Here is a 12,825-nt window from a genome sequence, read left to right on the forward strand (position 1 = left end):
CCCGGCCTCTTGCGTGGCACTCAAATGGCAGAGCTGTGACCCGCTCTCGACAAATCATAGGCGTCGAAATGCCGGGCGATCAGGCGGGTGAGCGGGCGGCCCTTCTCTGGAATGCGCAGCCCGGACGGAGTCATCTCGACGCAATCTTCGAATTCGGCCGCGCACTGGCCCAGCATCTGGCTCAACTGCGCCAGTGACACATCATGGGTCCGGATCAATTCATCCGTCTTCAATTCGAAATCGCACATCAGCGCCTCGATAATCCGCGCCCGTAGCTGATCTTCGGACGAGAGCTTATGCCCGCGCGCGGTCGAGAAACGGCCCTCGCGTATGGCGCCCACATATTTTCCGGTGGCCGGAGCATTCTGTGCATAGCCCTGCGGGAAGCGCGAGATGGCGCTTGCGCCAAGCCCGACCAGAACCTCCGCCTGATCGTCGGTATAGCCCTGGAAATTCCGCCGGAGGCGGCCTGTGCGCTGAGCGACAGCCAGCCCGTCCGCGGGCAGCGCAAAATGGTCGATGCCGATCGCATGGTAACCATCGGCCCGGAACAGTATCGCGGCACGGTCGAACAGGTCGAGCCGTTCCTCGGGCGTCGGTAACTCGTCGGAGGGCAGCATGTTCTGGCGCCGTGCCATCCATGGCACATGGGCATAGCCATAGAGCGCCACGCGGTCGGGGGCGAGGGACAGGAGCTTCTGCACCGAGGCGGAGATCTTCTCGGGCGTCTGGCGCGGCAGACCGAAGAGGATATCGGCATTCAGGCTCGCGATACCGCGGGCACGGATCATCTCGACGGCGCGGGCGGTCTCCTCGAAACTCTGCTCGCGGCCGATGATCTTCTGGATCTCGGGGTCGAAATCCTGCACCCCGATCGAGGCACGGTTCATGCCCGCACCAGCCAGCGCATCAAGGCGGGCCGCATCGATCTCGCAGGGGTCGATCTCGACCGAAAATTCCGCCCCCTCGGCCAGCGGGACGGCCTCGAACGTGGCTTCGGCCAGACGGGCCATCATACCGGCAGGCATAAGGGTGGGCGTGCCGCCGCCCCAATGCAGCCGCGAGAGCGTCACGCCGGGGGCAAGACGCTCTTTCAGCATCTTCAACTCGCGCAGGAGCACCTCGGAATAGGCTTGCACCGGCTCGGCGCTTTGTGTGCCCTGCGTGCGACAGGCGCAGAACCAGCACAGCCTGCGGCAGAAGGGCACATGCATGTAGAGCGAGATTGCGCTTCCCGCAGGGATCGCCTCGATCCAGGAGGAGAACGTCTGCGGTCCCACATCCGCATTGAAATGCGGGGCCGTCGGATAGCTTGTGTAACGGGGGACGCGCGCGTCGAACAATCCGAGACGGGCGAGTTGCGATTTATGTTCCATGCGCCTATCGTTACGATATCAACGCGCAACAGAAATTGACCCATATCAAATGTCCATTACGAAAGACGAAGTGCCATCGGTCACGCTGCAATGCGGCGACTGCACGATCCGCCATCGGGCGGTCTGTGCGCGTTGCACGCCGGATGAAGTGTCCGATCTCGAGAAGATCAAATTCTACCGCACCTACGAGGCGGGTCAGACCATCGTCTGGGCCGGTGATGATATGGAATTCGTGGCCTCAGTGGTGACAGGGATCGCCACCATCACGCAGGCGATGGAGGACGGTCGAACGCAGATGGTGGGGCTGTTGCTGCCCTCGGATTTCGTGGGCCGTCCGGGGCGCACGACGGCGGCTTATAACGTGACCGCGACCACCGATGTTCTGATGTGCTGCTTCCGGCGCAAACCTTTTGAAGCGATGATCGAGCGCACACCGCATCTGGCGCAGCGCCTGTTGCAAATGACGCTCGACGAGCTGGATGCCGCGCGCGAGTGGATGCTTCTGCTGGGCCGCAAGACCGCGCGGGAAAAGATCGCCTCGCTTCTGTCGATCATCGCGCGGCGCAATGCGTCCTTGCAGATGAAGAACCCGTCCGAGAGCATGACCTTCGATCTGCCGCTGACCCGCGAGGCGATGGCGGATTATCTGGGGCTGACGCTCGAAACCGTCTCGCGCCAGATTTCGGCGCTCAAGCGCGACGGGGTCATTATACTGGATGGCAAGCGCCATGTGACGGTGCCCGATATGGAGGCGCTGTTGCTGGAAGCGGGGGATGATGCCGATGGCGGATTGTTCAACTAGGGACTTTGTGACGCTCGACGTGTTCACCGACAGGCCCTTTGCCGGAAATCCGCTGGCGCTTCTGCCCGATGCCTGCGGGCTGGGCACGGCGCAGATGCAGGCGATCACGCGCGAGTTCAACCTATCGGAGACCATCTTCGTGCTGCCGCCCGCCGATCCGGCGCATCGCGCGCGGGTGCGAATCTTCTATCCGGGGGGCGAGATGCCTTTTGCCGGCCATCCGACATTGGGCTGTGCGATCTGGCTGGCCACGCAGGATGCGGGCGAGGGGGATTTCGACCGCGTGCTGGTGCTGGAAGAAGAGGCGGGGCTGGTTCCCGTGCATGTAACTCGCAAGGACGGTGCGCTCCGGGCCGAGTTCCAGGCATCCGTTCTGCCCGAGATCCAGCCGCAGGCAGCCTCCCACGGGGCCTGTGCCGAGGCTTTGGGGATCAGTCCGCAGGACCTGCGCGCCGAGTCGATGGCCGTGATCTCGGGCGGGCCGAGCTTTGCCTTTATCGGGGTGACGGATACCGAAGCCCTGGGCCGTGCGCGTCCCATGCAACCCGCGTTCGACACGGTGCAGACCGCGCTTTCGGCGGGCGGGGTCTATGTTTATGCGCAGACCGGCGCGCAAAGCTGGCAGGCGCGGATGTTCGACCCCGGTGGCGGGATCCCCGAGGATCCCGCCACCGGTTCGGCTACGGCGCTGTTTGCCGCGCAGCTTCTGGCGATGGGGGCCCTGGCCGAGGGCGAGACGCGGCTCTCGCTGCGTCAGGGTGTCGAGATGGGCCGCCCCTCCGAGCTGGGACTACGGATCATCTGCAAGGACGGCGCACTGAGCGCGGTCCATGTCTCGGGCTCGGCGGTCGAGATCTCGCAGGGCCGCATCAGGGTGCCCGCCCTCTGACGCTTTGACCTGTTAACTACGGGCCTGTTCCATACGGGTCTGCTAACTACGGGCCTGAGGTGCCCCGTCAGGCGGGGCAGCGCATATAACGCAGGGGCGCAGGCGCTGCGCCATCACCGGTCTCGGTGCGGATCAGGGTTTGGCCGTCATCCTTCAGTTCGAGAAGCTCGTGATAGGACCAAGACTGTCCCTCGCCGGTAAAGTCGAACATGCCGGACAGGCGGGCCGGTTGCTGTTCCTGCGGTTCGGTCAACACGCCGCGCGATTCGTAGAAGGTGAGGGTGTCGGCGCTGACGCTCATCAGCCCCTTGGCATCATCACGACCGGGGGTGCAATCATTGAGGCTCATGCCCCAGCGGCCTTGAAACCCCGCGGGGATCGGTCCGGCGGCCATCTTGTCGGCGCTCTGGCTGGCACCTCCGGGCGGCATGCAGGCGGCAAGCGTCAGGGTCGCCAGAAGCGGAAGGGCCAAGGGTCTCATCGAATTCCTCCGGTCGGATATACAGTCATCAGGATCGGAATAAACCATTGGAGCTGCAGCCCGAACTGTCCAGCCCACAGCAGAACGGGCGGCAAGAAGCCGCCCGTCGGGATCATATCCGGTGTATTTCCGCCGGTCCGCCAGGCCGTCGGTCAGTGCGACATCAGCACCGGAACATCGGCCATCTCCAGCATATGGCGGGTGGCCCCACCCAGAATCGCCTCGCGGAAGCGCGAATGGCCATAGGCACCCATCACGATCATATCGGCGCTGGTATCGCTGACATGGCGATTCAGCACGTCGGAGATGCGCGGCATGGTCTTGGGCAGAACCGTCACCTCGGCGGCCACCCCGTGACGCACCAGCATCTGGCAGAGCGCCGAACCCGGATCGGCGCGTTCAGGCCCGTGGGCGGGCGGCGCGATGACCGTTATATCAACCTTCTCGGCGGCTTTGAGGAGCGGCAGCGCATCGCGCACGGCATCGAGCGACTCGTCCGAGCCGTTCCATGCCACCACCACACGGCGCCCGCTGAGACGGCCATTGAAATCATCGGGCACGATCAGCACGGGCACATTGCCCTCGAAGAGCGCCGCCTCGATGGCCGCCTCGATCTCCTGACCACGATCCTCGCCATAGGGGCGGCCCATCACCACCAGATCGGCAAAGCGCGCCCGCAGCGCCACGGCAGGCGCGATGGCGCCAAGCTGCACGACCATCGTCTCGGTGGCCCAGCGGATATCCTCGTTTTTCAGCCGCGCCAGCACACCGGCCTCGACCTTGGCGGCCTCGTCCTGTGCCTGCTCGATGACCTCTTTCTGGACATAGGCCGTGGCGCCCGCGTAGTAATATCCGGTCTGCGAGACATCGACGCCCAGGCACAGCACATCCAGATGTGCCTGCTCCTGGCGCGCCATCACGATAGCGGCGTCCAGCTGGGCTTTGGCCGCGTCGAGATCGGTAACGATAGAAAGAATGGTTTTGTAGGACATGGCTTTGCCTCGTCGTTTGATTTCACCGACGATCATAGGCCTGCTTGCGATCGGCGACTTTGACCAAGATCAAATCATGGATCGCAGACCCGTTTTTTATGCTCCCGAACAGTTGATGCAGATCAAGGCAGTGTGATCGGCCTCCCCGCAAAAGGGACTGAAGTCGTGCCCGCATTCCTTCGTGCAGGGCAGAATAAGACAAAGGGACGCAATATGTGGGATTACCTCAAGCTTGCCATGCTGGGCCTTGTCGCCGTTCTGGCGGCGATCGCCGCAAGCTATGGTCGCGATCTCGCCTATACCGTGAATGCGATCGAAGTATTCGTGGCGGCAGTGATCGCATTGATCTGGGTGATGCGGGGCATGGAGAAAACCAGCCCCGTCTCGCAGACCGAGTATTTCGATAGTGTCATCCGCTATGGCGTGGTGGCGACGGTATTCTGGGGGCTCGTGGGGTTTCTGGTCGCGGTCTTTATCGCCTTCCAGCTGGCCTTTCCGGCGCTGAATTTCGAATGGGCTCAGGGCTATCTGAATTTCGGAAAGCTGCGCCCGCTGCACACATCGGCGGTGATCTTCGCCTTTGGCGGTAACGCCCTGATCGCGTCGTCCTACTATGTGGTGCAACGGACTTCCGCCGCACATCTCTTTGGCGGCAGCCTCGGCTGGTTCGTGTTCTGGGGCTATAACCTGTTCATCGTTCTGGCGGCCTCGGGCTATATCCTCGGGGCCACGCAATCGAAGGAATATGCCGAGCCCGAATGGTATGTGGACCTGTGGCTGACCGTGGTCTGGGTGGCTTATCTGATCACCTTCCTCGGCACGATCCTCAAGCGCCGCGAGCCACATATCTATGTGGCCAACTGGTTCTACCTCTCTTTCATCGTGACCGTGGCAATGCTGCATATCGTCAATAATCTCGCGGTGCCCGTGTCGGTCTTCGGGTCGAAATCGGTGCAGCTGTTTGCGGGTGTGCAGGATGCGATGACGCAATGGTGGTATGGCCATAACGCGGTGGGCTTCTTCCTGACCGCAGGCTTCCTCGGCATGATGTATTACTTCGTGCCCAAACAGGCGGGGCGTCCCGTCTATTCCTACAAACTCTCGATCATCCACTTCTGGGCGCTGATCTTCCTCTATATCTGGGCTGGTCCGCACCATCTGCATTATACCGCGCTGCCCGATTGGGCCTCGACGCTGGGGATGGTGTTCTCGATCATGCTGTGGATGCCCTCGTGGGGCGGTATGATCAACGGTCTGATGACGCTCTCGGGCGCCTGGGACAAGCTGCGCACCGATCCGGTGATCCGCATGATGGTGGTGTCGATCGGCTTTTACGGCATGTCCACCTTCGAGGGCCCGATGATGTCGATCAAGGCGGTCAACTCGCTCTCGCATTATACCGACTGGACCATCGGCCATGTGCATTCGGGCGCGCTCGGCTGGAACGGGATGATCACCTTCGGGATGCTCTATTTCCTTGTGCCGAAACTGTGGAAACGCGAGGCGCTCTATTCGCTCAAAGCCGTAAGCTGGCATTTCTGGCTCGCCACTATCGGGATCGTGCTCTACGCGGCCTCGATGTGGGTCACGGGGATCATGGAGGGCCTGATGTGGCGCGAGGTCGATGCGCAGGGCTTCCTCGTGAACTCCTTCGCCGACACGGTGGCTGCCAAATTCCCGATGTATGTCGTCCGGGCTCTGGGGGGCGTGATGTATCTGACCGGCTCGCTGATCATGGCATGGAACCTCTGGGCGACGGTCGCCAAGCAACCGAAAGCGCGCGTTGCCGCCCACGCCGTTGCGGCAGAGTAAGGAGATAGGTCTATGTCCATTCTGGATAAACACGGGATCATCGAGAAGAACGCGACGCTCCTTTTGATCGGCTCCTTCCTCGTGGTCACTATCGGCGGCATCGTTGAAATCGCCCCACTCTTCTATCTCGAGAACACGATCGAGAAGGTCGAGGGCGTGCGTCCCTACACTCCGCTCGAGCTGACCGGTCGCGATATCTATATCCGCGAGGGTTGCTATGTCTGCCACAGCCAGATGATCCGTCCGATGCGTGACGAATACGAGCGCTACGGGCATTACTCGCTGGCCGCAGAATCGATGTATGACCACCCGTTCCAATGGGGCTCCAAGCGCACCGGCCCCGATCTGGCGCGGGTTGGCGGGCGCTATTCGGATGCGTGGCATGTCGATCACCTGAGCGACCCGCAATCGGTGGTGCCGGAATCGGTGATGCCGAAATACGGCTTCCTCAAGCATAGGCTCCTCGACACCGGCCATCTGGAAGAACGTCTGGAAACCGACGCGTTGGTCGGGGTGCCCTATACCTCCGACATGATCGAGGCGGCCAAGACGGATTTCGCGGCCCAGCTGGACCCCTATGCCGATACCGATGGTCTTTTCGCCCGCTATGACGCGCGGGTGAATGTGCGCAATTTCGATGGCCAGCCCGCCGTGACCGAGATGGATGCGCTGGTGGCCTACCTGCAGGTGCTGGGCACGATGGTCGATTTCTCGACCTTCGAACCCGCACCGAGCCGCTGAGGAGAGCGAGATGGATTATCATATCTTCCGCGAATTCGCCGATAGCTGGATGCTCCTGTTCATGGTGGCGATGTTCGTGATTGCCATCCTCTGGGCCTTCCGTCCGGGAGCGCGCAAATCGCAGGCCGACAGTGCCGCCATTCCCTTCCGCCACGAGGACCATCCCGCAACGGCCCCAAGCGGGTTGGCCAAAAGGGAGTTGGATCAATGAGCAAGCTGAACAAGAACCTGCCCGACGACCCGTCGACGACCGGCCATAGCTGGAACGGAATCGAGGAGTTCAACAATCCGCTACCGCGTTGGTGGCTCTGGACCTTCTATGCCTGCATCCTTTTCGCGCTCGGCTATACGGTCGCGATGCCCGCATGGCCGCTCCTGAATGGGGCGACACCGGGTTTGTTGCACAAATCGACCCGTGCCGATCTGGCCGCCGATCTGGAGCGGTTCGACGCGATGAATGCACCCGTCGAGGCGCGGCTCGTGGCCGCGGATCTGGGGGCGATCGCCTCCGATCCGGAGCTTGCGAACTATACCCAGAATGCGGGCGCGGCCGTCTTCCAGACATGGTGTGCGCAATGCCATGGTGCGGGGGCGGGCGGCCAGCAGGGGCTGGGCTATCCGAACCTGCTCGATAGCGACTGGCTCTGGGGCGGCAGGATCGGTGATATCTACACCACCGTAACCCATGGTATCCGTAATGCGGATGACCCCGAGGCGCGCTTCAGCCAGATGCCCGCTTTTGGAACGGATGGCATTCTGGAAGAGGTGCAGATCGATCAGGTGGTGCAGTTTGTCCGCCAGATTTCGGGGCAGGAGGCCGATCCGGCGCTGGCCTCCGAAGGGGCCACCGTCTTTGCCGAGAATTGCACCGCCTGCCATGGTGATGCGGGCAAGGGCGACCCGTCGCAGGGCGCACCCAATCTGACGGATGCGGTCTGGCTCTATGGAGGCGATGTCGCAACCCTTACCCAAACGGTCCGTGAGGCCCGCGCAGGCGTCATGCCCAACTGGAACGCCCGCCTGAGCGAGGCCGAGATCCGCGCAGTGGCCTCTTATGTCCACGGGCTCGGGGGCGGGCAGTAAGCCGCTCCCCACCAGATCCCCGTGGCCGCGGATAGGGCGCGGCTGCGGGGCTCACCGGCACCCTGTCCCGTTCGCGCGTTTCATATGCAGGGTGCCGGTGTTTTTTGTCCCTGACCTTCGCGACGGCCTGTCGCGCGCGCTCCGGAGCTTTGCCCGGGGCGCTTTTTTATCTGGCGCCATCGCATCGGGAAAAATGCATCCGAAATCGCGATTTTGACGCATGTCAAAGAAGCACGGACCGCAAACGCGCATTGAGGACCAACGCGCAGACCGATCCGAGGAGACCGCAACATGAGCATGCCAGACCCTGTTGCCCCGCCGCCCCTTTATACCAGCCGCGAACCCGTTTTTCCGCGCCATGTGCGTGGCCGTTTCCGGCAGCTGAAATGGGGGCTGATGGCGGTGATGCTCGGGGTCTATTACCTCCTGCCGTGGATCCGTTGGGACCGCGGTCCGGCGCTGCCCGATCAGGCGGTGCTGGTGGATCTGGCGAACCGTCGGTTTTTCTTCTTCATGATCGAGATCTGGCCGCATGAATTCTATTTCGTGGCGGGGCTTCTGATCATGGCGGGGCTGGGGCTGTTTCTGTTTACCGCCGCGATGGGGCGGGTCTGGTGCGGCTATGCCTGTCCGCAGACGGTCTGGACCGATCTTTTCATGCATGTCGAGCGATGGGTGGAGGGCGATCGTAACGCCCAGATCCGCCTGTTGCGCGCGCCATGGGGCGCCGAGAAGATCCGCAAACGCGCCCTCAAATGGGCGCTATGGCTGGTGATCGCGCTGGGGACGGGGGGCGCATGGGTGTTCTATTTCGCCGACGCTCCCACCCTGATGCGCGATCTGGTCACGGGCCAAGCGGCGTTGGTGGCCTATCTGACGATGGCCTTCCTGACCGCCACGACCTTCTTCTTTGGCGGGTTTGCCCGCGAGCAGATCTGTATCTATGCCTGCCCGTGGCCGCGCATCCAGGCGGCGATGATGGATGAGGATACGCTGACCATCGGCTATCGCGACTGGCGCGGCGAGCCACGTGGCAAGCTGAAGAAAGGCGTGAAACTCGACGCGGCGCAGGGCGATTGTATCGATTGCAATGCCTGTGTCGCGGTCTGCCCGATGGGGATCGATATCCGCAATGGCCAGCAGATGGAGTGCATCACATGCGGGCTCTGTATCGATGCCTGCAACGAAATCATGGATAAAACGGACCAGCCGCGCGGGCTGATCGGCTATATGGCGCTGCGCGATGAAGAACGCGAGAAGCGTGGAGAGGCCCGTGTCAGCCCGTGGCGCCACATCTTCCGCCTGCGCACGATCATCTATTTCCTGCTTTGGGGCGGGATCGGTGTAGGGCTTGTCGTGGCGCTTCTGATGCGCTCGCCCATCGAGTTCAACGTGACCCCCAGCCGCTCGCCGCTTTATGTGACCCAGCCCGATGGCACGATCCGTAACATTTACACGCTGCGCTTGCGCAACAAGGACCATGCACCCACGGCCTGTGTGATCTCGGTCGCGGGGCCGGATGGCCAGCCGGTTGAGGGGCTGGTGGCATCGGTCGAGGGGCATGCAGGCGGGGTGGTCGAGGTGGCCCCCGATGCCACGCTCTCGGCGCGGCTCTACCTCGAGGCCGCGCGCGGAACGGCGCTGGCACAGGCCAAGCGCTCCGATGTGGTCTTGCGTGTCAGCCAACGCGATGGCGCTGGCTCGGTGACGGAACAGACGGTCTTCAATGGAGCAGGACAGCAATGATGACACGCGAACTGACCGGAAAGCATGTGCTTTCCATCACCATAGGGGCGTTCTCGGTGATTATCGGGGTCAATATCTTCATGGCGTATAACGCGGTCCATAGCTTTCCGGGCCTGGAGGTCTCGAACTCCTATGTCGCCAGTCAGGAATTCGATCGGCTGCGCACGGCGCAGGTGGCGCTTGGTTGGCGGGTGGAGCCTCGATATGCCGATGGCCAGCTGAGTTTCCGTATTCTGGGGATGGACGGGCTGCCGGCGCAGATCGCGCATTTCTCGGCACTTATCGGGCGCACCACGATGGCGCGCGAGGATGTCACGCCCGTGTTCCGGCGTGTGAACGGGGCCTATGTGACCGATCTCGACCTGGCGCCCGGAGCATGGCTCGTGCATCTGGAGGCTGTGGCCACCGATGGCACGCCCTTCCGGCAGCGGATCGACCTCTTCGTGCGGGGCTAGGCGATGACGTCCGCCCCCGATATCGAGAGCCGTCTCTCGGCCTGTCCGGCCTGTATCGCCGCACCCGCGGCGCAGGATATCGCGCGGCGGGGGATGGCTTCGCCCGATCTGATGCTGTCTTTGCCACAGGTGCATTGTGCGGCCTGTATCACCGATGTCGAGGCGGCGCTTCTTGGTGTCGAGGGGGTGCGGGATGCACGGGTGAACCTGACGCTCAAACGGGTCGCGGTGCGGGCGGAGGGGGTGACGCCCGACATCTTGGTCGGCGTGCTGGGGGCGATTGGCGTCGAGGCACATGAGCTGGACCCCGACCTGCTGCAGGCGACCGAGGCCGACCGCCAGGGCCGCGATTATCTGATGCGCATCGGCGTCGCGGGATTCGCGATGATGAATATCATGCTTTTGTCGGTGGCCGTCTGGTCGGGGGCGGGAGAGGCGACCCGCGACATGTTCCACTGGATCTCGGCGGCGATTGCCTTTCCCACCGTGATCTTTGCGGGCCAGCCCTTCTTTGCCTCGGCCTATCGGGCGCTTAAGGGGCGGCGTCTGGGCATGGATGTGCCGATTTCGCTGGCGATCCTTCTGGCCAGTGGCATGTCGCTTTACGAGACGATCCATTCGGGGCGGCATGCCTATTACGATGCCGCCGTCATGCTGATCTTCTTCCTGCTGGTCGGACGATATCTCGATTACCGCTCGCGGGCGGTGGCGCGCTCTGCCGCCGAGGAGCTGGCCGCGTTGGAGGTGCCGCGCGCCTTTGTGTGGCGTGACGGGGTCGAGGTCGAATTGCCCGTGGCCGATCTGCGCGTGGGCGATCATCTGCATCTGCGCGCGGGCGGGCGGCTGGCGGCGGATGGGGTGATCATCGAGGGGCGGTCGGACATGGACCGCTCGCTTCTGACGGGGGAGAGCTTGCCGGTGAGCGTGGGGCCGGGGGCTGTGCTCTCGGCGGGAGAGGTCAATCTGACCGGGCCGCTGACGGTGCGCCTGACAGCCGTAGGGCGGGACAGCTCGCTCCACCGGATGGCGCAGCTGGTGGCCGCAGCCGAAAGCGCGCGCACGAAATACACCACGCTCGCCGAACGCGCGACCCGCGCCTATACGCCGCTCGTGCATCTGCTGGCGCTTTCGGCCTTTGGCGGCTGGCTCTGGGCCTCGGGCGATCTGCGTCTGGCGCTGAATATCGCGGCGAGTGTGCTGATCATCACCTGCCCCTGCGCTCTGGGGCTGGCGGTGCCTGCGGTGGTGACGGCGGCCTCGGGGCGGCTCTTCCGGCAGGGGCTTCTGGTGAAGGACGGCTCCGCGCTCGAGCGGCTGGCCGAGGTTGATACGGTGGTCTTCGACAAGACTGGCACGCTGACCACCGGCCTGCCCGAACCTGCCGATCTGGAGGGGCTGGGCGAGACGGCAGGCGGCGTGGCGCTGGCCTTGGCTGCGGGCTCGTCGCATCCGCTGTCGCAGGCGCTGGCCGGGGCGCTGGCTGCGCGCGGGACCATGCCTGCAGCGCTCGATGATCTGCGCGAGGTTTCCGGCTGCGGGGTCGAGGCGCGGTATCGGGGCCGGATCGTGCGGCTGGGCCGCGCCGATTGGGTCGGGGCGGAGGGCGAGGGGACGTGGCTTTGCCTCGGCGAGGGGCGCGTCCACCGGGTCCGTTATCGGGACCGTCTGCGCGAGGGTGCGGCCGAGGCGGTTGCAGCCCTTCAGGATCTGGGGCTTTCGGTCCGGCTTCTGTCGGGGGATACGGTGCCTGCGGTTGCGGCCTTGGCCGAACGGTTGGGGATAGCCGATTGGCAGGCCGCGGCCCGCCCCGAAGACAAAGCCCGCATTCTGGCAGATCTGGCATCCGGGGGGCATCCAGCGTTGATGGTGGGCGACGGGCTCAACGATACGATCGCGCTCGCGCAGGCCCACGTTTCGATCTCGCCGGCCTCGGCACTCGATGCGGCGCGCACGGCGTCTGACATCGTGCTGCTGGGCCGGAGCCTTGCGCCGGTTGCGCAGGCAGTGGTGACGGCCCGCAATGCACGGGCGCGGATCAAGCAGAATTTCGTGATCTCGATCGGCTATAATCTGGTCGCGGTGCCGCTGGCGCTCTGCGGACTGGCGACGCCACTGGCGGCGGCCCTTGCCATGTCGGCCAGTTCGATCACCGTCTCTCTTAATTCTTTACGGATGAAATAGGCTCTGGAAGGTTACCTTATGTCGATTCTCGGTTTTCTGATCCCGATCTCGCTTGTTCTGGGGGGCGTTGGGCTTCTGGCATTCTTTTGGGCGTTGAAGTCCCGCCAGTTCGACGATCCCAAAGGCGATGCCGAGCGCATCCTTTCGAACGCATGGGATGACCATCCGAAACGGTGATTCCGGTCAGCGCCCCCCGACCTGTCATCGCATAGAAAAACGGGCCGCTTCCCAATAGGAGGCGGCCCGCTTAGTTGAAGCAGAGAGGGG

13 protein-coding genes are annotated in these 12,825 nt (G+C 63.5%); 10 read left to right on the plus strand and 3 right to left on the minus strand.

Annotation, left to right across the window (positions count from 1 at the left end):
- Positions 1 to 20 precede the first annotated feature (20 nt).
- On the minus strand, positions 21 to 1,376 hold the full coding sequence (gene hemN, locus VSX56_RS03555; protein WP_350934896.1) for an oxygen-independent coproporphyrinogen III oxidase: 1,356 nt from the start codon (positions 1,374 to 1,376) through the stop codon (positions 21 to 23).
- Positions 1,377 to 1,431: 55 nt separating this feature from the next.
- On the opposite strand from hemN, the gene fnrL reads away from it, so the two are divergent.
- Positions 1,432 to 2,178, plus strand: a complete 747-nt coding sequence (gene fnrL / locus VSX56_RS03560) for a transcriptional regulator FnrL (RefSeq protein WP_350935193.1) — start codon at positions 1,432 to 1,434, stop codon at positions 2,176 to 2,178.
- Positions 2,159 to 3,067 carry a PhzF family phenazine biosynthesis protein gene (locus tag VSX56_RS03565; protein ID WP_350934899.1) on the plus strand — a complete coding sequence of 303 codons (909 nt, stop codon included), beginning with the start codon at positions 2,159 to 2,161 and terminating at the stop codon, positions 3,065 to 3,067. The genes fnrL and VSX56_RS03565 overlap by 20 nt, the downstream gene beginning before the upstream one ends.
- Before the next feature lie 67 nt (positions 3,068 to 3,134).
- Here the strand turns inward: VSX56_RS03565 and VSX56_RS03570 are convergent, their stop codons facing one another.
- Positions 3,135 to 3,548 carry a hypothetical protein gene (locus VSX56_RS03570; RefSeq protein WP_339113546.1) on the minus strand — a complete coding sequence of 138 codons (414 nt, stop codon included), beginning with the start codon at positions 3,546 to 3,548 and terminating at the stop codon, positions 3,135 to 3,137.
- 152 nt (positions 3,549 to 3,700) lie between these two features.
- Positions 3,701 to 4,540, minus strand: a complete 840-nt coding sequence (locus VSX56_RS03575) for a universal stress protein (protein ID WP_339113545.1) — start codon at positions 4,538 to 4,540, stop codon at positions 3,701 to 3,703.
- Positions 4,541 to 4,753: 213 nt separating this feature from the next.
- Between VSX56_RS03575 and ccoN the strand changes: the two genes are divergently transcribed.
- From ccoN to ccoS, 8 genes are all read left to right on the plus strand, one after another.
- Complete coding sequence (ccoN, locus tag VSX56_RS03580; RefSeq protein WP_350934902.1) at positions 4,754 to 6,352, plus strand: cytochrome-c oxidase, cbb3-type subunit I; 1,599 nt, start codon at positions 4,754 to 4,756, stop codon at positions 6,350 to 6,352.
- Positions 6,353 to 6,364: 12 nt separating this feature from the next.
- Complete coding sequence (gene ccoO / locus VSX56_RS03585) at positions 6,365 to 7,093, plus strand: cytochrome-c oxidase, cbb3-type subunit II (protein WP_339113543.1); 729 nt, start codon at positions 6,365 to 6,367, stop codon at positions 7,091 to 7,093.
- A 10-nt stretch (positions 7,094 to 7,103) separates the two neighbouring features.
- Positions 7,104 to 7,304, plus strand: coding sequence for a cbb3-type cytochrome oxidase subunit 3 (locus tag VSX56_RS03590; protein ID WP_339113542.1), 201 nt, complete (start codon positions 7,104 to 7,106; stop codon positions 7,302 to 7,304).
- Positions 7,301 to 8,176, plus strand: a complete 876-nt coding sequence (ccoP, locus tag VSX56_RS03595; protein ID WP_350934904.1) for a cytochrome-c oxidase, cbb3-type subunit III — start codon at positions 7,301 to 7,303, stop codon at positions 8,174 to 8,176. Before VSX56_RS03590 ends, ccoP begins: the two co-directional genes overlap by 4 nt.
- A gap of 291 nt (positions 8,177 to 8,467) precedes the next feature.
- On the plus strand, positions 8,468 to 9,922 hold the full coding sequence (ccoG, locus tag VSX56_RS03600; protein WP_350934906.1) for a cytochrome c oxidase accessory protein CcoG: 1,455 nt from the start codon (positions 8,468 to 8,470) through the stop codon (positions 9,920 to 9,922).
- The gene (locus tag VSX56_RS03605; protein ID WP_350934908.1) at positions 9,919 to 10,377 is read left to right on the plus strand and encodes a FixH family protein; all 459 of its coding nucleotides are present in this window, start codon (positions 9,919 to 9,921) and stop codon (positions 10,375 to 10,377) included. Before ccoG ends, VSX56_RS03605 begins: the two co-directional genes overlap by 4 nt.
- A gap of 3 nt (positions 10,378 to 10,380) precedes the next feature.
- A complete protein-coding gene (locus VSX56_RS03610) occupies positions 10,381 to 12,558 on the plus strand; it encodes a heavy metal translocating P-type ATPase (RefSeq protein ID WP_350934911.1) in 2,178 nt (725 codons plus the stop codon).
- Between the two features lie 18 nt (positions 12,559 to 12,576).
- A complete protein-coding gene (gene ccoS, locus VSX56_RS03615) occupies positions 12,577 to 12,735 on the plus strand; it encodes a cbb3-type cytochrome oxidase assembly protein CcoS (RefSeq protein WP_339113537.1) in 159 nt (52 codons plus the stop codon).
- The last annotated feature ends 90 nt before the right edge of the window (positions 12,736 to 12,825 follow it).

The sequence above is a fragment of the Thioclava kandeliae genome (assembly GCF_040297545.1).
GTDB lineage: Bacteria > Pseudomonadota > Alphaproteobacteria > Rhodobacterales > Rhodobacteraceae > Thioclava > Thioclava kandeliae.

Coding starts and splice junctions, on each gene's coding strand:
- VSX56_RS03610 (WP_350934911.1), top strand. CDS start 10,381: ATGACGTCCGCCCCCGATATCGAGAGCCGTCTCTCGGCCTGTCCGGCC.
- VSX56_RS03605 (WP_350934908.1), top strand. CDS start 9,919: ATGATGACACGCGAACTGACCGGAAAGCATGTGCTTTCCATCACCATA.
- VSX56_RS03565 (WP_350934899.1), top strand. CDS start 2,159: ATGGCGGATTGTTCAACTAGGGACTTTGTGACGCTCGACGTGTTCACC.
- VSX56_RS03575 (WP_339113545.1), bottom strand. CDS start 4,540: ATGTCCTACAAAACCATTCTTTCTATCGTTACCGATCTCGACGCGGCC.
- ccoN (WP_350934902.1), top strand. CDS start 4,754: ATGTGGGATTACCTCAAGCTTGCCATGCTGGGCCTTGTCGCCGTTCTG.
- ccoP (WP_350934904.1), top strand. CDS start 7,301: ATGAGCAAGCTGAACAAGAACCTGCCCGACGACCCGTCGACGACCGGC.
- VSX56_RS03570 (WP_339113546.1), bottom strand. CDS start 3,548: ATGAGACCCTTGGCCCTTCCGCTTCTGGCGACCCTGACGCTTGCCGCC.
- VSX56_RS03590 (WP_339113542.1), top strand. CDS start 7,104: ATGGATTATCATATCTTCCGCGAATTCGCCGATAGCTGGATGCTCCTG.
- hemN (WP_350934896.1), bottom strand. CDS start 1,376: ATGGAACATAAATCGCAACTCGCCCGTCTCGGATTGTTCGACGCGCGC.
- ccoS (WP_339113537.1), top strand. CDS start 12,577: ATGTCGATTCTCGGTTTTCTGATCCCGATCTCGCTTGTTCTGGGGGGC.
- ccoO (WP_339113543.1), top strand. CDS start 6,365: ATGTCCATTCTGGATAAACACGGGATCATCGAGAAGAACGCGACGCTC.
- ccoG (WP_350934906.1), top strand. CDS start 8,468: ATGAGCATGCCAGACCCTGTTGCCCCGCCGCCCCTTTATACCAGCCGC.